Origin of the sequence: Klebsiella sp. 2-CIP_Kleb. (assembly GCF_050378715.1) — a bacterium.
Taxonomy (GTDB): domain Bacteria; phylum Pseudomonadota; class Gammaproteobacteria; order Enterobacterales; family Enterobacteriaceae; genus Klebsiella; species Klebsiella quasipneumoniae.
The window spans coordinates 173,653-191,172 of sequence record NZ_JBNRLG010000002.1; the positions used below are offsets into that span (position 1 = coordinate 173,653).

Below are 17,520 nucleotides of genomic sequence, written 5' to 3' on the forward strand. Positions count from 1 at the left end.
AAACTGCGCCTAGTGTAGCGGCGGGGGGTAAGAAGCGTAAATAAATGTTTGTTTAACAGATATTACGGGGCTGTTGCGCGATGCGACAAGTTGGTAAAAATCAATAAACCAGTGGAGGAGGACTCCACTGGCGAGGGGGAAAATTAAGGTAAAGTAAAGTCAACCCACTGGCTGCCGGCATCAGCCGATTTGACGCATTGCTCGACCCAATAGACGCCGTGCAGACCGGCTTCGACGTCCGGATACCAGAAGTCTTGCAGGAAGGCGCGATCGTCACGGTCCGTAGCGTCAATTGCCTGCGCATAGCGGCGATAGAGGTTGGCCCAGGCTTCAAACAGCCCTTCCGGATGACCGCCGCCGATGCGATCGTCCGCCAGCGCGTTTGCGCTCAGGTAGGGCATCCCGCGTTCCAGAATGCGCGCCGGCTCGCCCTGCACCTCATAGCTGAGCTGGTTAGGATGCTCATCCCACCATTCGATACTCGCTTTTTCGCCGACGATGCGTACTTTTTGCGAGTGCATGGCGCCGCTGTTCACCGCGCTGGTCCACATCGAGCCAACCGCGCCGTTGTCATATTCCATCAGGACAAAGGCGTTATCTTCCAGCGGCGCGCGAGAGGGAACAAAGCTCTGGCGGGAGCACATCAGCCGTTTGATATTGAGCTGTGGCGCCATGGTTTCGGCGACAAACAGCGGATGGGTGGCCAAATCTCCCAGCACATAGCTGGGCCCGGCGAACTTCGGCGTCACGCGCCAGCGGGTGGATTCTGCCTGCAGCTCGACGGCCTGGTTATGAAAGCCGTGGGCGAACTGCATATTGACGATGCGGATCTCGCCGAGCAGTCCATCGGCAATCATCTGCCGCGCCTGCTGGATCATCTGATAGCCGGCATAGCCGTAGGTGACGCCGACGATTTTGTTCTGTTTTTTACTCAGGTCCACCAGTTCGCGCGCCTCTTCGGCGGTAAAACAGAGGGGCTTTTCACAGATGACATGGAGGCCCGCTTCCAGCGCCGCTTTGGTGATGGCGAAATGGGTATTATTCGGGGTGGTGACCGAGACGACCTCGATGCCGTCAGGGCGCTGCGCCTCTTCACGAAACAGGGTCTGGTAGTCGGCGTAGCAGCGCTCCGGCGCGATGCCCAGTTGCTCACCGAACGCGCGCCCGCGCTCGGCATCGACGTCAAGCGCGCCGGCCAGTAGGGTGTAAACATTGTCACGCAGCGCCGCACAGCGGTGGCTGTAGCCGATCTGGCTGGTTCCCCCGCCGCCGACCATGCCCCAACGCAGGGAACGGGATAAGGGTTTCAGACCGTTTAACATGGTGCTCTCCTTTTTGAAATCATTCGCACTCTGAGGCGCTCAATGCCGACGCCTGCGGCAACGCGCATCCGGATAGACTGACCTAAACTTAAGGAAATGTTTGTTCTGTTTCAATTGTATTGTGGAATTTATTTTTCATATATGCGAAGGGGATCGAATAAGCAGAAGTTTATTTTCCGCTGGGTTGAAAAGGAGAGGGGAATCAACGGCGACGGGTACAGGCCGGAATGTGGCGGAATGCTTTTCGTTACAGAGCAAGATGAAATAAATTTTCTTTTTAACCTCAACGTGCGGTGCAATCCGCAGATTGCACCGGAGGAAGACGACGACATTACGCTCCGCGCACAGATGCGGGGGCTGGCGAAGCGGCGGGAGGATTACCGGCTGCAAAGATACCCTTCGCCGCCAGGCCTGCGACGGTGAGGGCTGCCGGGATGCCGAGGATCAAAAAGACGCTTTCGAAGGGCAGGTTGAGCGCCATCATCTCAGCGCCGGCAAAGGCGCTGAGGATCGCGCCGATCCGCCCGACGCCGTGCATCCAGCTGGATCCCGTCGCTCGCGCCTGCGTGGGGTAGTAACGGGCGGAGAGGGCGTTCATGCCGGTATTGGCGCCGTTCAGGCAGGCGCCGCTGATAAACGCCAGCATACAGAGCAGGGCAAAGCTGCCCGCCGCGTAGCCCATCGCCATGGTAAACAGGCCGCCGACGGCGTAGATCATCCCCAGCGCGCGATGGGGATTGATGCGGTCCATCAGCCAGCCGGCAAACAGCGAGCCGAGGGTACCTCCCGCCTGGTAGATGGCCGTCATGACGGCCGCCTGGCTGACGGTAAGCCCGACCTCCTTAACCAGCGTTGGCAGCCAGCTGCCGAGAATATAGACGAGGAACAGCCCCATAAAGTAGACCAGCCATAGCATCAGCGAGCCAAAGCCATACTGGCGGGAGAGCACAATGCGCATCGCATTCCCGGCCGCCGGCTGCGCCGGCAGGATAAACGTCACGTTGTCGCTGATTTGTCCGGGATAAAGACGATTGAGGATGGCGCGAATGCGCGCCGCAGGCGCTTGTTTTATCACCAGAAAACGAACCGATTCCGGCAGCCGCCAGATAAGCAGGGGGGCAAACAGCAGCGGTAGAATGCCGCCGAGCGCCATCAGCGAGTGCCAGCCAAACTGCGGGATCAGCCATGACGCGGTAAATCCTCCGGCCGCCGCGCCGAAGGTGAAGCCGCAGAAGATGACGGTAATAATAAATGAGCGCTGGCGTTCCGGAGCGTATTCCGACACCAGCGTCCCGATGTTCGGCATCGCGGCGCCCAGTCCGAGGCCGGTCATAAAGCGGAAGAACATCATCTGCTCAATGTTGTGCGAGAAGGCGGTGGCGATGGTCCAGAAGCCGAAGAAGAAGACGCTGTTGATGATGATCTTCTTGCGTCCCAGCCAGTCGGCGAGCGGGCCAGAGAAAATAGCGCCCAGCGCGAGGCCGATCAGCGCGGCGCTAATCACCAGGCCCAACTGGTGGTTGCTTACCCCCCACTCCAGCTTCAGCGTCGGGGCGATAAAGCCCATGATCGCGATATCAAACCCATCAAGAGCGATAACGCAAAAGCCGAGAAAAATAATCTGCTTTTGAAAGCGGCTCAGAGGATTACGGTTAATTAACTCTCTGACATCCAGGCGTTGAGTCTGTGTCATAGCGTATTCCTTATGCGCAGGAGCGCAGGTAGGGCTGCGCGGCATTGAACAGTAATTGCGCCCGCTGGAGGGGCGGCAGGGCGCCCTGCTCACCGTCCAGCGGCACTTCGAGGGAGACCGGTAGCGTTGCCGGCAGTGCCGCCATCAGACCGTGCAGATCCAGACCGCCTTCCCCCGGCACGTTGCGCGCTGAGCGGGCCTGGCGGATGAGCTCCTGCTCGCTTTCCGGCCGCTGCGCCGCGCCATCGCAGAGTTGCATATAGTTCAGATGATGCGCGGGCAGGCTGGAGAGGGCGGCGAGCGATTCCCCCGCGCGCCAGAAATGAAGGGCGTCCACCAGGATGCCGATATCTTCCCGCCCGCTGGCGGCGATCAGCGCCTGCGCATCGGCGATCGTGCGCAGCTGGGTCCAGGGCATCGGCTCAAGGTTCATGGTCAGGCCAAATGAGCGACCGGCTGCGGCGAGAGTGGCCAGGTTGTCGGCGCTGCGCTGCAGGTTGTCGTCATTCCCGGCGACTAACACCTGTCCGGCGCCAAGCCGCGCGGCGGTCTCCATAAAGCGCTGCAGCCGATCGTCGAGGGTAAACCCCGGGCTGAGGCGGACGATCTCCACGTCCGAGACGCGGATGCCGGTTTCCATCAGCGCGGCCAGGGTCGCGCGGACGGCGGGGGTATCGCCCAGCATGTCGTAGTCCGGGTCGGCGGGTGTGGCGGGCAGCAGCCGCAGTCCCACGTGGGTAAAACCGGTTCTGGCCGCTATCCGCACCTGTTCGGGGGGAGGGACATCGAGCAGGCTCAGCGCGGCGAGCGATAGGGTACGCATGTTCATAAAGGGCTCCGGTACAGTTGCAGGTGAAGTTAGCCAGGGGTATTGCCGTCCCTGGTTTTTATTGCTTTGTTTTTATTGTGTTTGCCGCCAGATTTTTGCCCACCAGGTAGCCGAAGGTCATAGCCGGCCCGAGGGTGATCCCTCCGCTGGGGTAATAGCCGCGCATCACGCTCGACATGTCGTTGCCGATGGCGAACAGGCCCGGTATCGGCTGCTGCTGCCCATCCAACACCCGAGCGTGTTCGTCGGTTTGTAACCCGCTAAAGGTGCCCAGCGAGCCGGGCAGAATGCGCACCGCGTAGAACGGCCCTTCGCGCAGCGCTCCGAGCGTCACCTGATGGTCACCCTGCGCGCGGTTATAGGCCGATGCGCCGCGGTGAAAATCGATGTCTTCACCGGTGCTGGCAAAATGGTTAAAGCGTGCAACGGTTTCCGCCAGCGCATCGGTATCGATGGCGCACCGCTTCGCCAGCTCGGCAAGGGTGTTTCCTCGCCGCAGATAGCCGGTACGCAGCCAGGCGGTAGGGGAGAACGGAAAGGGCCTGGCGTGGCCCAGGCCATAGCGGCGCAGCGCGCGCCGATCGGCCAGCAGCCAGGCCTGCGGCGTGTCGCCCGCGGGCGTCGCCGCCAGCAGGGCGGCGATAAAGTCGTGATAGGAGTCGGCCTCGTTAACAAAGCGTTTGCCGTTAGGCAGGACGGCGATCACCCCGGGCTTGGCGCGTTCCACCAGATGGGGAAACATCAGCTGCTGGCCGCTGGCGAGGGTGACGCGGGACACCGGCGCCCAGGCCAGCGGGTGGCGCAGGCGGGTATCGAACTGGCCGCCGGCGGATTCGCCAAGGCGGATCCCCTCGCCCTGATTGTCAGGCGGCGCGGCGGAGAAATGGCCGTAACCCTCCGCGGCATGAGGCACCACCTGCGCCAGGCGCTGCCGATCGTGGGGAAAACCGCCGCAGGCCAGCACCACGGCGCCCGCTTCGACGAGTATCTCCCCGCCGTCGCTGCGCAGCACTGCACCGGACACTCCCTGCGGACCCTGCAGCAGTCTGACCGCCGGGGCGTTGAGCTGAAAACGCACCCCGGCGTCGAGGGCGGATCGCAGCAGACGGGCGACCAGCGCATTGCCATTGACCAGATGCAGCCCTCGTCCGGCGCGCAGCCGCTGCCAGCCGTGGCGCAGCAGGCGGCGGGCGGCATACAGCGCAGAGCGCGGCGAGCGGGTAGCGTTGAAAAAATGCGCCATGTCCGCGCCGCCGGCGATGCCCATCCCGGCAAGACTGATGGTCTCCAGCGGCGGGCGCAGTCGGTGGAGCCAGTCGCCGAGCAGGCGGCCATCGTAGGGCTGAGCGGTGACCGACCGCCCACCGTTCGCCGCGCCCGGCGACGCGTGAAAGTCCGGCATGGTGCTGCCCGACAGAAACTTCACCGCCGTCCGTTGATGAAAAAAATCCACCATTTCCGGCCCGTAATGCAGGAAGGTCTGCAAGCGAACGTCGGCGGCTTCTCCCCCCATCTCATGCTGCAGATAGGTCAGCGGGGCATCGGCCGCTTCGTCGATGCCCTCCGCTCGCGCCAGCGGGTTGCAGGGGATCCACAGCCAGCCGCCGGACCAGGCGCTGGTCCCGCCGAGCACTGACGCTTTCTCCGCCACCATGACGCTGGCGCCGTGCACTGCCGCGGTGACCGCGGCAGAGAGTCCCGCCGCGCCGGATCCGACCACCAGCACATCCACCTTCACAGGCCCGCTCATGATGGACTCCTTATTGCAATGGTGAAAAAGCGGTGGGGCGCATCAGCACCGATTCGAGGCGCTCCACGGCGGCCAGTTCGCGGTTTTTCCGCGAGAAGGTCTGCCAACGCTCGTCCTGGGCCATCCGTGCGCGGCGTACCAGACGATCGTCCAGGCTTTCGTAAGCCCAGATGTGCACTACCTGATTGACCACGCCGATCTCGGTAAAAAAGAAGCCGATCAGTTTGCCAAGATGGTCAGTTTGCACCGCCAGGGCATCGCTTTGGTACAGCGCCAGCCAGTCGGCCATTTTCAGCGGATTGATGGTGTAGGTGCGTTTTTCGTAGATCATGATGTTTTCCTGATTAGTGGGTGGCGGGTTGCGCCAGATGGCAGGCGGCGAGGTAGCCAAACGTCAGCCCCGGGCCAAGGGTGATGCCGGGACCCGGGTAGGTGCCGGCCATCAGCGAATCCATGTCGTTTCCCACCGCGTACAGCCCCGCAATGGGGTTGCCTTCAGCGTTGACGACCTGGGCATCGGCGGTGGTGACCAGACCTCGAGAAGTCCCCAGATCGCCGGTATAGAGTTTGATGGCATAGAACGGCGCGCTGAGCAGGGGAGCGTTGCAGGCGTCAGGATGACGGCCCGGATCGCCCATCGCCCGGTTATAGCTGTTGCCGCCTTTGGCAAACTCACGGTCCACACCCTGCGCGGCGTCACGATTGTAGCGGGCGACCGTCTCGCTCAGGGCGTGGGCATCCAGCCCAAGCTGCTGCGCCAGCGCGGCCAGGGTATCGGCTCTATGCAGATAGCCAGCGGCGATCAGGGCGTCATTGTTCACCGGCGCCGGGCGCGCCAGCCCGAGGCCATAACACTTCATCGCCTGCGCGTCGCACAGTAAAAAGCAGGGGGCATTCTCCGCTGCACGCTGCATCGCGCTCGCAAAATGGTGATAGGAGCTGGACTCGTTAACGAAGCGTACCGCCCGCTGATTGACGGCAATCACGCCCGGCTTGGCCCGGTCGGTCACCAGGTGGGGGAAGCGCTCCTCGCTGCCGTCGGCCCGGGTCAGCACCGATACCGGCGCCCAGAAAAAGTTGGACGCGCGATCGGCTCCCTCGCGAGCGTTGAGTGCCGCCGCGAGACGCAGAGCGGCGCCATCATTGGCTGGCGGCGACATGGTGAAGTGCTCTCGGGTGTGAGGCCGATAGCGCGCCGCCAGCGCGCCAGCGGCAAAGCCGCCTGCGGCTAGCACCACCCCACGGCGGGCGTGTAGCGTCTCTTTTTGCCCCTGATAGTCAATCTCTACCCCGGTGACCGCGCCTTGCGATTCGCACAGCGCCAGCACATTGACATTCAGCCGAAGGCTCATGCCTTTACGCAGCGCCGTGGTCGCCATGCGGGCAATCAGCGCATTGCCCATCGCCAGGCGGGTGCCGCGAGGATATTTCACCCGGTCGCGGGCGTAGCGCAGCAGCAGCCGGGTGCAATGGGCCAGGGAGCGCAGCGAGCGACGCATATCGAGAAAATGTTGAATGTCGACGCGGTTGACCATCATCCCGCCAAACAGCAGCATCCCCGGCGGAGGCGAGCGCAGGTCGCGAAACGCGTCCCCCAGTTCACGGCCGTCATACTCGACCACCTCCAGCGCCCGACCGACGTCGACGGCGCCGGGCTCATCCGGATAGTAATCGGGTGAGAGCGGGCGCAGGCTATATTTCACCGCCCCCTCGCGCTCCAGAAAGGAGAGGGCCTCTCGCCCGGTGCGGACAAACGCCTCGGCGATATCTTCGCGGTAGTGGGCCTCGCCGATAATGGTTCGTAGATAGGTTTTGATCGCTTCGGCGCTACCGCTTTTGCCCTCGGCGCGCGCCTGGTCGGTATCGTGCAGCCACACGGCGCCGCCGGAGATAGCCGAGGTGCCGCCGAACTGACCGGCTTTCTCCAGCATCAGCACCGACAGCCCTTTGCAGCTGGCGGTGACCGCGGCGGCAAAGCCAGCGGCGCCACTGCCGATGACGATCACATCCCAGCTTTTCATGCCGCCGCTCCCTGCGCCGACGGGATGGCGCCGATAAACTGGCCCATCAGCGTCATCTGCGCCAGCGCCATTTCCGGCCCAGTCTGTACCCGGCAGCCGCGGGCGGCGGCGAAGGTGAGCAACGGCGTCATCACCGGGGCGGTGACAACGTCGGCCACGTGGGTGGCGCTGTCGAGCGTCTCCAGCAGCGCCTGGGGTAGGGGCAGTGCATCAAACCCGGCCATGCCGGCCGGCGAGCCGTTGATCAGCAGATCGACACCGTGCAGGCTGTCCGGCAGCGTGCTCAGTTGCACCGCCGGAAAGGCCTCGGTCAGAAGATCGTGCAGGCGTTGCCGGGTGGCCGGGTTTTGATCGTGCAGCGCCAGTTGGCGGATCCCCGCCTCGCACAATCCCCAGGCGATGGCGCTGCCGACGCCGCCGCAACCGGAGAGCAGCGCCTGCTTACCTGCCGGCTGAAAACCCTGTGCCTCGGCGACAAGCTGAAATCCGACGCCGTCCAGCATATCGCCCTGTAACCGGCCATCCGCCAGCTTGCGGATCACATTGATGGCGTTGAGTCGGCGAGCGCGCGGCGTAAGCTCGTCGACCAGCGCGGCGGCGCGTTGTTTATGCGGTACCGTCACCAGCACGCCGCTCATGTTCTGCCAGCCGCGCAGGGCGTTGAGGTAGGCGGCCACCGCGTCCGGGACGATATCCACCGGGATCATGACGCTGTCCATGTGCTGTTCGGCAAAGTAGCGGTTGAAGTTATCCGGTGATTTCACCTGGGCGATCGGATGACCAATCACGGCGACAACCTGGGTAGTTCCACTGACCATTTCAAACCTCATTTGTTAAATGAATGTTGTGAAAGTATTTCAGCGGAAGCTGGGAGCGACAACGCAGAATTCGGACATGTTGGTTGTTAATCGCACCATCGCTGCGATAATCGCAGGAAATCGATAATGATGTTGCAAAAATGTGAGCGAATATGCAAAACACCATTCATCCACGCGATCTGATCGTCGGTTTACAAAAAGGGTTGGCGTTGATCCAGCTTTTTTCCAAAAACTGCCCAAAGCTCACTGTTGCCCAGGCGGCGAAAATGAGCGGTCTGACGCAAAGCGCGGCACGACGTTTTTTGTTGACGCTGCTGCATGATCGTTATTTGCAAACCGATGGGCGCTATTACTGGCTTACCCCGAAGACCCTGCGGCTTGGCCAGGCCTATGTTGATTCGGCGCAGTTTCCACGCATGGTGCGACCGATTGTCGAATACATCGCCAGCCGGACCGAAGAGCACGCCTCGGTGGGGGTGGTGGATGAAGATGAGCTGGTCTATATCGCCCGCAGCCGGCATACGCCGTTTAACTCCACGTCGGTTCGGTTAGGGGAGCGGGTGCCCATCTTCTGTACCGCCGGGGGGCGATTATGGCTGGCTTCGCTGCCGGAAGCAGAGTGTGAAGCGGTTCTGCAGCGCATTACCCGGGAACAACGCACGCCCTATACGGTGACCGACGTCGCGCCGCTGATGGAGAAAATCGCTCAGGTGCGGCGTCAGGGATACGCCACCATTGAACAGGAGTTTGAGATTGGCATGCTGGTGCTGGCGGTACCGTTAACCGACAGGGAAGGAACCTGGTGGGGAGCGCTAAGTCTGACCAGCCATCAATCGCGGACCTCGCTGGAAGCGTTATGCCGTGATCATCTCGATCTGCTCTACAGCGCGCAGGCGATGCTGGTGGGGTAAACAGGGCAGCCGATGCGCTGCCCTCGGCAAGATGTCGCTTAGGCTGATGCTTTGTTCAGGAAACTGCTCCAGTCGCTGGCGGCGTTATCGACAAAGGTGTTCCAGCTGTTGCCGGCGGTATTGACGAAGCTTCCCCAGTTATCCTTACCGGCGGTCACAAAGGTTTCCCAATTTGACTGACCGGTCAGGAAGGAACCAAACGCCATTGTGCTGTCGCAGACGAACGAGGCGAATGCGTTGCCAGAGGTGAGGACAAATGAGGTGAAACCGATGCCCGAGTTGGCGACGAAGCTGGCGAAGCCGCTGGCCGCGCCGAACAGGTTAAAGCCGCCGGAGATGTAGTCCATTTCGTTCAGTGTTAACTCTTTCATTGCAATTCCTTGTATTGAATATTTCCAAAACGGGCATAAGCCCGAGGCGAAAGGTAGCACCGTAGAGCTGAACGGGGCGAGCGACGTCCGGTTGGTATAAGCTCATTTTTTCCTCATTTATTAGCGGGTAGCTACGAAAACGGTGTGGGGGAGGGGAGGGAAGTATGAATTGAGAAAGGAAAAAGACGTGAAACAGAAAAGAAAAAGCCCCGTAAAAACGGGGCTTTATATCATACTGGAGCGGGTGATTATCTCACATAAGCCAGCAGACTATGTGAATCCGGCACCATAAAGTCAACGGACATCATCACGGACAGCGCAGTGATGGCAACGATGGAAAAGACGAAGAGCTTACGCGCCCAGACTTTATCATCTGCCACTTTGTAGCCGCGCAGCGCCATGCCCAGCCACCAGACGCTGACCGCTGCCGCTACGACCAGGTATTTGTACCCGGCATAGCCGCCCAGCGAGAGCATCAGGGTCGCAACGGCAAAGGCGACGATGTACAGCGTAATATGGTTTTTGGCGACCGATATACCTTTCACTACCGGCAGCACCGGAATATTCGCCGCCTGATAATCCTTGAAGCGGAAAATCGCGATGGCGTAGGAGTGAGGCATCTGCCACAGGCTAAAGATAGCCAGCAGGATAGCCGCACCGCTGTCGAAATCACCGGTCACTGCGCAGTAGCCAATCACCGGCGGCGCTGCGCCGGAGAGTGAGCCAATCAGCGTGCCATAGACGGAGTGGCGTTTCATGTACAGGCTGTAGACGCCAACATAAACCACGAACCCCATCACCCCCAGCCAGCAGGCCAGCGGATTTGCGCCGAACCACAGCAGCATAAAGCCAGCAATACCCAGCAAGGTGGCGTACACCAGCGAAGCTTCTGGCGAGATCAGCCCTTTGACCAGCACCCGGTTTTTCGTCCGTTCCATCTTACGATCGATGTCCCGGTCGATGTAGTTGTTGAATACACAACCCGAGGCGACCACCAGGGATACTCCAAGGAGCGTCCAGACGAACAGCGGATAGTCGATGTGGCCTTTGGAGGCCAGCAGGAAACCGCCGATCACGGAGATCAGGTTGCCAAAAATAATGCCTGGTTTCGTAACTTGCAGGTATTGCTTAAACATACTCGCCGCTCTTAGTGCATCATCATGTTGTAGTTCAGGTTCCACATAATCCAGATGGAGCCGACAACCACGATCGCAATGATGATTACGGTGAAGATAAATGCGGTCAGGTTCCAGCCTTCATCGGACTTGCTGTTCATATGCAGGAAGTACACGAGGTGTACCACGATCTGCACCACAGCGGTCACCAGAATGGTGCCAAGGATAACCGCATGCGAGGCGGAGCCACTCATCACCATGGCGAACGGAATGACCGTCAGGATGATGGACAGGATAAATCCTGTCATGTAGCTCTTCACGCTGCCGTGAGAAGCGCCGCTATGATCGGTAGAATGACTCATTACATCGCCCCCATCAGATAGACAACCGAGAACACGCAGATCCACACCACGTCCAGGAAGTGCCAGAACAGGCTCAGGCACAGGATACGGGTGCGGTTAGTGCTGGTCAGGCCACGACGTGAAACCTGGAACATCAGCACCGCCATCCAGATAAGACCGGAGGTCACGTGCAGACCGTGGGTGCCGACCAGCGCGAAGAACGCGGACAGGAAGCCACTACGATCCGGACCAAAGCCTTCCATGATCAGGTGATGGAATTCATAGATTTCCATCCCGATAAATCCGGCGCCAAACAACCAGGTCAACGCCAGCCAGGAAACCACCTGGCTCTTGTTGTTTTTGTACATGGCGATAGCCGCCATGCCGTAGGTGATGGAGCTGAACAGCAGCAGTGCGGTTTCAACCAGAACGAACGGCAGTTCGAAAATATCTTTGCCAGTTGGTCCGCCGGCCGTGCCGTTCACCAGAACGGCATAGGTAGCAAACAGCGTAGCGAAGATAATGCAGTCGCTCATCAGGTAGATCCAGAAACCGAATACCTTCATCGGTCCTGTATCATGGTGCCCGTGTTCATGCGCGTGGGCAGTATGCGCAAGAGTATCAGTTGCCATTTTTCAGCCCTGCTTTGTTAATCTCATCGAAATGCTGTTTTTCCAGTTTTTCGACTTCTGCAACCGGTACGTAGTAATCCACGTCCTCGTCAAAGCTCTTAATAATCCAGGTCGCTACGATGCCGATGAAGCTGGCGATCGCCATCCACCAGATATGCCAGATCATGGCGAAACCAAATACCGTAGCGAAGGCGGCAATGACGATGCCGGCGCCGCTGTTCTTCGGCATATGAATTTCTTCATAGTGAGCAGGCTGTTTGTACGCTTCACCTTTCTCTTTCATTTCCCAGAAGGCGTCACGCTCGTGAACCTGAGGAACGATAGCGAAGTTGTAGAACGGCGGTGGAGAAGAGGTTGCCCACTCCAGCGTACGGCCACCCCATGGGTCACCGGTCAGGTCACGGTTCTGATCGCGGTCGCGAATAGAGACGTAGAACTGAATCAGCTGGCACAGGATACCGCAGGCGATCAGCGCCGCACCGCAAGCTGCAACAACCAGCATCGGGTGGAACTGCGGATCGATCTGCTGGCTCAGACGACGGGTCATCCCCATGAAGCCCAGCACGTACAGCGGCATAAACGCCACGAAGAAGCCGATGATCCAGAACCAGAAAGCGCGTTTGCCCCAGGTTTCGTTCAGGGTGAAGCCAAAGGCTTTCGGCCACCAGTAGGTCAGACCGGCGAAGCAACCGAACACCACACCGCCGATGATAACGTTATGGAAGTGCGCGATCAGGAACAGGCTGTTGTGCAGAACGAAGTCTGCGCCCGGTACCGCCAGCAGCACACCGGTCATCCCACCGACGGAGAAGGTGACGATAAAGCCGATAGTCCACATCATCGCCGAGTTGAAGACGATGCGGCCCTGATACATGGTGAACAGCCAGTTGAAGATCTTAACCCCGGTCGGGATCGCGATAATCATGGTGGTAATACCGAAGAAGGCGTTTACGTTCGCGCCAGCACCCATGGTGAAGAAGTGGTGCAGCCAAACGATGAACGACAGAACGGTAATACAGACGGTTGCCCACACCAGAGAGGTGTAACCGAACAGACGCTTACGCGAGAAGGTCGCGGCGATTTCGGAGAAGACCCCGAACACCGGCAGAACCAGGATGTACACTTCCGGGTGACCCCAGGCCCAAATCAGGTTGATGTACATCATCATGTTGCCACCCATATCGTTGGTAAAGAAATGGGTGCCCAGGTAACGATCCAGGGTCAGCAGCGCGATGGTGACGGTCAGAATTGGGAAAGAGGCGATAATCAGGATGTTAGCGCACAGAGATGCCCAGGAGAATACCGGCATCTTGAACATGGTCATGCCCGGGGCGCGCATCTTGATAATGGTCACGAAGAAGTTAATACCGGTCAGGGTAGTACCGATACCGGAGAGCTGCAGCGCCCAAATCCAGTAGTCGACCCCTACGCCAGGACTGTATTCAATTCCCGACAGCGGCGGATAAGCCAGCCAACCGGTCTGCGCGAACTCACCGACGCCCAGAGACAGGTTAACCAGAATCACGCCCACAACGGTGAACCAGAAGCTCAGGTTGTTGAGGAACGGGAAGGCTACGTCGCGTGCGCCGAGCTGAAGCGGAACCACCAGGTTCATCAGACCGATAACGAACGGCATCGCCACGAAGAAGATCATGATAACGCCGTGGGCGGTAAAGATCTGATCGTAGTGATGAGGCGGCAGGAAGCCTGCTTCCCCGGCCGAGGCCAGCACCTGCTGGCTACGCATCATGATGGCGTCCGCAAAGCCACGCAGCAGCATGACGATTGCCACGATAACGTACATGATACCGAGACGTTTGTGGTCGACAGAAGTCAGCCACTCGTTCCATAGGTAGGACCACTTACCGAAGTAAGTGATGGCTGCCAGAAGCGCCAGTCCCCCAATGATAATCGCAGCCACCGTTACCACGATAATAGGTTCGTGGTAGGGCACTGCATCCAGTGTAAGTTTTCCGAACATCGTTTTCTTCCTCGGCCCCTTAGTGAGCGGTTTCCGCGTGGCTCATGTCCATGCCTTCCATCCCGTCGTGAGCGGCATGCTCGCCTTCAGGTTTGGACATGTTCATGCTCTCGTGAGACATGAATTTGTTCACAACATCTTTGAACAGATCCGGTTTCACGTTAGAGAAGTATTCCACTTTGTTGTATTCGCTAGGCACAGCCACTTTCTCGAACGCGGCCATAGAGTCCATGGCGTTCGGAGACTGTTTCGCTTTTTCAACCCACTGATCGAAAGTTGCACGATCCGGGGTAGCAATCGCTTTGAACTTCATACCAGAGAAGCCCGGGCCACTGTAGCTAGCGGAGATACCGTCATAAGTACCAGCTTCGTCAGCAATGAGGTGCAGCTGAGTCTGCATCCCGGCCATTGCGTAGATCTGGCTGCCTAAGCGCGGAATAAAGAACGAGTTCATCACCGAGTTAGAGGTCACTTTGAAGTGTACCGGTACGTTCGCCGGGAAGGCGATTTCGTTAACGGTAGCAATACCCTGTTCCGGATAGATAAAGAACCATTTCCAGTCCATCGATACGACTTCGATGGTGATTGGTTTCTCGTCATGGACAAGCGGTTTGCTTGGCTCCAGTGCGTGAGTGGTTTTCCAGGTCAGAACGGCCAGGAACAGGATGATCAGAATAGGTACCGTCCAGACCACAGCTTCCACTTTATTGGAGTGTGACCAGTTCGGGCTATACTTCGCATCTTTATTGCTCGCGCGATACTTCCAGGCAAATCCTACTGCCATCAAGACGGCGGGAATAACGACAATCATCATCAGGCCGAAGGCCGTCAGAATCAAAGAGCGTTGCTCCAGTCCAATCTGTCCTTTTGGGTCAAGGAGTGCAGAATCACAACCACTGAGTAATACAGTACCTGCGATTAATGACATCCATCCCAAACTTTTATTGTATTTCCTGAGTCTCATTGAACGACCTCAATTCCACGGGATCTGGTGGCGTTTAAAGTGTATGGGCATTTTACGGTAAGGTTGCATTACTGTAAACATGATTGGATCTCTGTCAGTTCTGTGTTAGCGGCTTCTGCTTGGTTTGTCACATATGTTACGTAGTGTTACGTAATCGCTTGCAAAGCCTGATTTTCGTGGGATCGATAACGAAAGGGATAAGAAAAGGTGTACTTAGCGGCGAATGGGCATAACCACCCAAAAATTAGAACAATTGTTTAACATTTAATTATCAAATAAAAGACATTGTGGAAACGTGAAATAAAAACGGCGTAGCTGAATCGGTTAAATTATTTAAAGAATCGAATGAAAACTGTCAATAATTTCCAGAAAACAAAAACGCACAAAACAACAAATAGCGCGGCGGGCAATATAAAAGCGTTAATAAGCCGTTATAATTACGTTTCGTAATTACAACGGCTAATAATGATGCAGCGTCCTTAAATCAGGTGGGTTTTACGCAGCGCCAGGTAGTCGAGCAGGCCGCCGAACAAAATACCGCTAACGGCGGTCAGCGCGGCAACCTCCAGCAGTCCGGACAGGAAGCTGAACGACGTATAATCCAGCGCGTTGAGGATCAGCAGACCCAGCCATACCGCCAGCAGCAGGCAGCCCAGCGTCAGGATCCCCAGCGCCAGCGCATAGGCCTGCGGATATTCGCTACGCGGTATAAAGCTTGCCGTGCGTTGGGTATGCTCGAGCGTTTGTCGGCACAGCAGCAGCAGCGCGATCCCCGGCACCGCCGCGACCACGGAGAAGAGATAGAAGGTGGACCAGCCGTGGGCCTCGACAAACCAGCCGGCAATCGGCCCGACGTACACGCGGCCAACCGCGGACAGCGCCGAGAGCAGCGCGAACTGGGTGGCGGAGAACGACTTGTTGCACAGCGTCATCAGCAGCGCCACAAACGCCGCCGTCCCCATTCCCCCGCACAGATTTTCAAAGAATACCGCGGTCGCCATGGAATAGAGGTGCTTATCGGTAATCGACAGCAGCCAGTAGCCGGCGTTGGAAACCCCCTGCAGCAGACCGAAGATCAGCAGCGCCCGGAACAGCGTCAATCGCTGCATCAGGACGCCGCCGTACAGGGCGCCAAGAATGGTGGCGAACAGGCCTAAGGTTTTGTTCACCATTCCCACCTCGCCGGCGTCAAAACCGACGCCGCGGATGAGAAAGGTGGTGGTCAGACTCATGGCAAACGCATCGCCAAGCTTATAAAGAACGATGAGCAGCAGAATCAGCCAGGCGTTGTTACGGCCGAAAAAATCGCGCAGCGGTTCAGCTACCGCCTGCTCCAGCGACCGGGGAACCGGGATAACGTCGCTTGGCTCGGGCGCCAGCAGCGTGGCGATGATGCAGGGCACCAGCAGCGCCGCCATCAGCCAGTACATGCCCTGCCAGCCGAGATAGCGGTCGGCGATCCACAGGGCCAGACCACCGGAGACCAGCATCCCGAGGCGATAGCCCAGCACGCTGATCGCGGCGCCAGCGCCGCGCTCTTCCGCTGGCAGAACGTCGGTTTTCCAGGCGTCAAAAACAATATCCTGCGACGCCGAACAGAAGGCGATCACTACCGCCAGCGCCGCCATCCAGCGCAGCTGGGAGGCAGGTTCGAGAAAGCCCATCGCCGCGATGGCCAGCAGAAGCAGGACCTGGGTGGTCACCAACCAGCCGCGACGGCGCCCGAGAAACGGCGGCGTGTAGCGGTCCATCAGCGGGGACCAGAGGAATTTAAAGACATAGGCCTGGCCGACCAGCGAGAAAAAACCGATCGTTTTCAGATCGATGTTTTCCACCGTCATCCAGGCCTGCAGGGTACCGGAGGTGAGGGCCAGCGGCAGACCGGAGGCGAAGCCGAGGATCAGCAAAATCGCTGATTTAGGCTGCTGAAAAATGCGTAAGTAGTGACTGGACATAGCATAAAGCACGAACCCGGCGGAGGCCGGGTTCGTGGGGGCATTAACGCGCGTTTTGCTTGATGAAATCGTGGATGCTGGTGTCCTGCGCCATATCGGCGATGGTATCAGTCAGGACGCTGTTGACGGCATCAGCGATGTTTTTGTTCGAGGCCTGGAAGGCACCTTCAACCGAGTAGCTGGCGCGGTAGTTTTTGGTCATCTTCGTGCCGTTTGCCGCGGTGGCGATGATGGCGATATCGGCTTTGGTGGCGATGTTGTAGCGCACGTTGCCCTGGGAGACGTCAGCGTAGAGTTTGTTGACGATGATCTGCAGATCGACTGCGCCGTTCGGGCCAATCATGTAGCCGCGCGCGGTCATTTGTTTCTCCAGCACTTCCTGCAGCAGGAAGCGCAGATCGCGGGAGGCGGTAAGGGTGACCTGTTGGTTGTCGCGCGTCACTTTCGCCAGCGCCTGGTCCGGACGCTGGTCGGCGCCGTTGATGCTGACGGTCACGCCCATCAGGCTAGGATCCTGCTGCGGCAGCGTGATTTTCGGCGATACTTCAATGGTGGTCGGCGGCGTGGCGCATCCTGCCAGCATAAACATGGCGACCAACGGGAAAAGGATCTTCTTAAGCATGTTCAGGTCTCAACGCATGGTGTTGTTATAAGGAAAATTACCGCCATCATAGCATTGCCAACGGCAAGGGGAAGTGGCAACGCGTGTAAATCCATCGCCCTGGCGGTTTTCTGAGCGTCCCGCCACGGTTAATCGCTCTTTCCCCGGCGGATCTGGCGACCAGAGCCAGTAAACGTGATACTTTTGAATGAAAAT

Annotated in this window: 16 protein-coding genes; 1 reads left to right on the top strand and 15 read right to left on the bottom strand. The window is 58.8% G+C overall.

Annotated elements, in window-relative coordinates; genetic code table 11:
• Nucleotides 1-143 precede the first annotated feature (143 nt).
• From ACQUTP_RS08815 to ACQUTP_RS08845, 7 genes are all read right to left on the bottom strand, one after another.
• Nucleotides 144-1,322 (bottom strand): Gfo/Idh/MocA family protein, encoded by a 1,179-nt coding sequence (locus tag ACQUTP_RS08815; RefSeq protein WP_004204816.1) that lies wholly within the window; start codon nucleotides 1,320-1,322, stop codon nucleotides 144-146.
• Nucleotides 1,323-1,653: 331 nt separating this feature from the next.
• A complete protein-coding gene (locus ACQUTP_RS08820) occupies nucleotides 1,654-3,015 on the bottom strand; it encodes an MFS transporter (RefSeq protein ID WP_017898923.1) in 1,362 nt (453 codons plus the stop codon).
• A 10-nt stretch (nucleotides 3,016-3,025) separates the two neighbouring features.
• On the bottom strand, nucleotides 3,026-3,844 hold the full coding sequence (locus ACQUTP_RS08825) for a sugar phosphate isomerase/epimerase family protein (RefSeq protein WP_004204814.1): 819 nt from the start codon (nucleotides 3,842-3,844) through the stop codon (nucleotides 3,026-3,028).
• Nucleotides 3,845-3,902: 58 nt separating this feature from the next.
• The gene (locus ACQUTP_RS08830; protein ID WP_032455633.1) at nucleotides 3,903-5,594 is read right to left on the bottom strand and encodes an FAD-dependent oxidoreductase; all 1,692 of its coding nucleotides are present in this window, start codon (nucleotides 5,592-5,594) and stop codon (nucleotides 3,903-3,905) included.
• A 10-nt stretch (nucleotides 5,595-5,604) separates the two neighbouring features.
• Nucleotides 5,605-5,925 carry an NIPSNAP family protein gene (locus ACQUTP_RS08835; protein ID WP_004204812.1) on the bottom strand — a complete coding sequence of 107 codons (321 nt, stop codon included), beginning with the start codon at nucleotides 5,923-5,925 and terminating at the stop codon, nucleotides 5,605-5,607.
• 13 nt (nucleotides 5,926-5,938) lie between these two features.
• Complete coding sequence (locus tag ACQUTP_RS08840) at nucleotides 5,939-7,615, bottom strand: FAD-dependent oxidoreductase (RefSeq protein WP_285755581.1); 1,677 nt, start codon at nucleotides 7,613-7,615, stop codon at nucleotides 5,939-5,941.
• Nucleotides 7,612-8,433, bottom strand: coding sequence for a shikimate dehydrogenase family protein (locus ACQUTP_RS08845; protein WP_428902409.1), 822 nt, complete (start codon nucleotides 8,431-8,433; stop codon nucleotides 7,612-7,614). The genes ACQUTP_RS08840 and ACQUTP_RS08845 overlap by 4 nt, the downstream gene beginning before the upstream one ends.
• A gap of 152 nt (nucleotides 8,434-8,585) precedes the next feature.
• On the opposite strand from ACQUTP_RS08845, the gene ACQUTP_RS08850 reads away from it, so the two are divergent.
• Nucleotides 8,586-9,344, top strand: coding sequence for an IclR family transcriptional regulator domain-containing protein (locus ACQUTP_RS08850; protein WP_004204808.1), 759 nt, complete (start codon nucleotides 8,586-8,588; stop codon nucleotides 9,342-9,344).
• Between the two features lie 38 nt (nucleotides 9,345-9,382).
• Here the strand turns inward: ACQUTP_RS08850 and ACQUTP_RS08855 are convergent, their stop codons facing one another.
• The 8 genes from ACQUTP_RS08855 to ACQUTP_RS08890 form a co-directional block, all read right to left on the bottom strand.
• Complete coding sequence (locus ACQUTP_RS08855; RefSeq protein ID WP_017898918.1) at nucleotides 9,383-9,715, bottom strand: hypothetical protein; 333 nt, start codon at nucleotides 9,713-9,715, stop codon at nucleotides 9,383-9,385.
• Between the two features lie 248 nt (nucleotides 9,716-9,963).
• Entirely contained in the window at nucleotides 9,964-10,851 is an 888-nt protein-coding gene (cyoE, locus tag ACQUTP_RS08860; protein ID WP_002891629.1) for a heme o synthase, read from the bottom strand.
• An 11-nt stretch (nucleotides 10,852-10,862) separates the two neighbouring features.
• The gene (locus ACQUTP_RS08865; RefSeq protein WP_002891634.1) at nucleotides 10,863-11,192 is read right to left on the bottom strand and encodes a cytochrome o ubiquinol oxidase subunit IV; all 330 of its coding nucleotides are present in this window, start codon (nucleotides 11,190-11,192) and stop codon (nucleotides 10,863-10,865) included.
• Nucleotides 11,192-11,803: a cytochrome o ubiquinol oxidase subunit III gene (locus tag ACQUTP_RS08870; RefSeq protein WP_002891635.1), complete on the bottom strand. Its 612-nt coding sequence runs from the start codon at nucleotides 11,801-11,803 to the stop codon at nucleotides 11,192-11,194. The genes ACQUTP_RS08865 and ACQUTP_RS08870 overlap by 1 nt, the downstream gene beginning before the upstream one ends.
• Nucleotides 11,793-13,784, bottom strand: coding sequence for a cytochrome o ubiquinol oxidase subunit I (gene cyoB, locus ACQUTP_RS08875; protein WP_004204804.1), 1,992 nt, complete (start codon nucleotides 13,782-13,784; stop codon nucleotides 11,793-11,795). Before cyoB ends, ACQUTP_RS08870 begins: the two co-directional genes overlap by 11 nt.
• A gap of 19 nt (nucleotides 13,785-13,803) precedes the next feature.
• Nucleotides 13,804-14,748: a cytochrome o ubiquinol oxidase subunit II gene (cyoA, locus tag ACQUTP_RS08880; protein WP_004204802.1), complete on the bottom strand. Its 945-nt coding sequence runs from the start codon at nucleotides 14,746-14,748 to the stop codon at nucleotides 13,804-13,806.
• Nucleotides 14,749-15,227: 479 nt separating this feature from the next.
• Nucleotides 15,228-16,703 carry a muropeptide MFS transporter AmpG gene (gene ampG, locus ACQUTP_RS08885; protein WP_004204801.1) on the bottom strand — a complete coding sequence of 492 codons (1,476 nt, stop codon included), beginning with the start codon at nucleotides 16,701-16,703 and terminating at the stop codon, nucleotides 15,228-15,230.
• Between the two features lie 43 nt (nucleotides 16,704-16,746).
• Nucleotides 16,747-17,325, bottom strand: a complete 579-nt coding sequence (locus tag ACQUTP_RS08890; protein ID WP_004204800.1) for a lipoprotein — start codon at nucleotides 17,323-17,325, stop codon at nucleotides 16,747-16,749.
• Nucleotides 17,326-17,520: the final 195 nt, after the last annotated feature.

Excerpts from the sequence above, each read along its gene's own strand:
- ACQUTP_RS08845 (WP_428902409.1), bottom strand. The coding sequence starts at position 8,433 with ATGGTCAGTGGAACTACCCAGGTTGTCGCCGTGATTGGTCATCCGATC.
- cyoE (WP_002891629.1), bottom strand. The coding sequence starts at position 10,851 with ATGTTTAAGCAATACCTGCAAGTTACGAAACCAGGCATTATTTTTGGC.
- cyoB (WP_004204804.1), bottom strand. The coding sequence starts at position 13,784 with ATGTTCGGAAAACTTACACTGGATGCAGTGCCCTACCACGAACCTATT.
- ampG (WP_004204801.1), bottom strand. The coding sequence starts at position 16,703 with ATGTCCAGTCACTACTTACGCATTTTTCAGCAGCCTAAATCAGCGATT.
- ACQUTP_RS08850 (WP_004204808.1), top strand. The coding sequence starts at position 8,586 with ATGCAAAACACCATTCATCCACGCGATCTGATCGTCGGTTTACAAAAA.
- ACQUTP_RS08835 (WP_004204812.1), bottom strand. The coding sequence starts at position 5,925 with ATGATCTACGAAAAACGCACCTACACCATCAATCCGCTGAAAATGGCC.
- ACQUTP_RS08870 (WP_002891635.1), bottom strand. The coding sequence starts at position 11,803 with ATGGCAACTGATACTCTTGCGCATACTGCCCACGCGCATGAACACGGG.
- ACQUTP_RS08820 (WP_017898923.1), bottom strand. The coding sequence starts at position 3,015 with ATGACACAGACTCAACGCCTGGATGTCAGAGAGTTAATTAACCGTAAT.
- ACQUTP_RS08830 (WP_032455633.1), bottom strand. The coding sequence starts at position 5,594 with ATGAGCGGGCCTGTGAAGGTGGATGTGCTGGTGGTCGGATCCGGCGCG.
- ACQUTP_RS08825 (WP_004204814.1), bottom strand. The coding sequence starts at position 3,844 with ATGAACATGCGTACCCTATCGCTCGCCGCGCTGAGCCTGCTCGATGTC.
- ACQUTP_RS08815 (WP_004204816.1), bottom strand. The coding sequence starts at position 1,322 with ATGTTAAACGGTCTGAAACCCTTATCCCGTTCCCTGCGTTGGGGCATG.
- ACQUTP_RS08855 (WP_017898918.1), bottom strand. The coding sequence starts at position 9,715 with ATGAAAGAGTTAACACTGAACGAAATGGACTACATCTCCGGCGGCTTT.
- ACQUTP_RS08840 (WP_285755581.1), bottom strand. The coding sequence starts at position 7,615 with ATGAAAAGCTGGGATGTGATCGTCATCGGCAGTGGCGCCGCTGGCTTT.
- ACQUTP_RS08865 (WP_002891634.1), bottom strand. The coding sequence starts at position 11,192 with ATGAGTCATTCTACCGATCATAGCGGCGCTTCTCACGGCAGCGTGAAG.
- cyoA (WP_004204802.1), bottom strand. The coding sequence starts at position 14,748 with ATGAGACTCAGGAAATACAATAAAAGTTTGGGATGGATGTCATTAATC.
- ACQUTP_RS08890 (WP_004204800.1), bottom strand. The coding sequence starts at position 17,325 with ATGCTTAAGAAGATCCTTTTCCCGTTGGTCGCCATGTTTATGCTGGCA.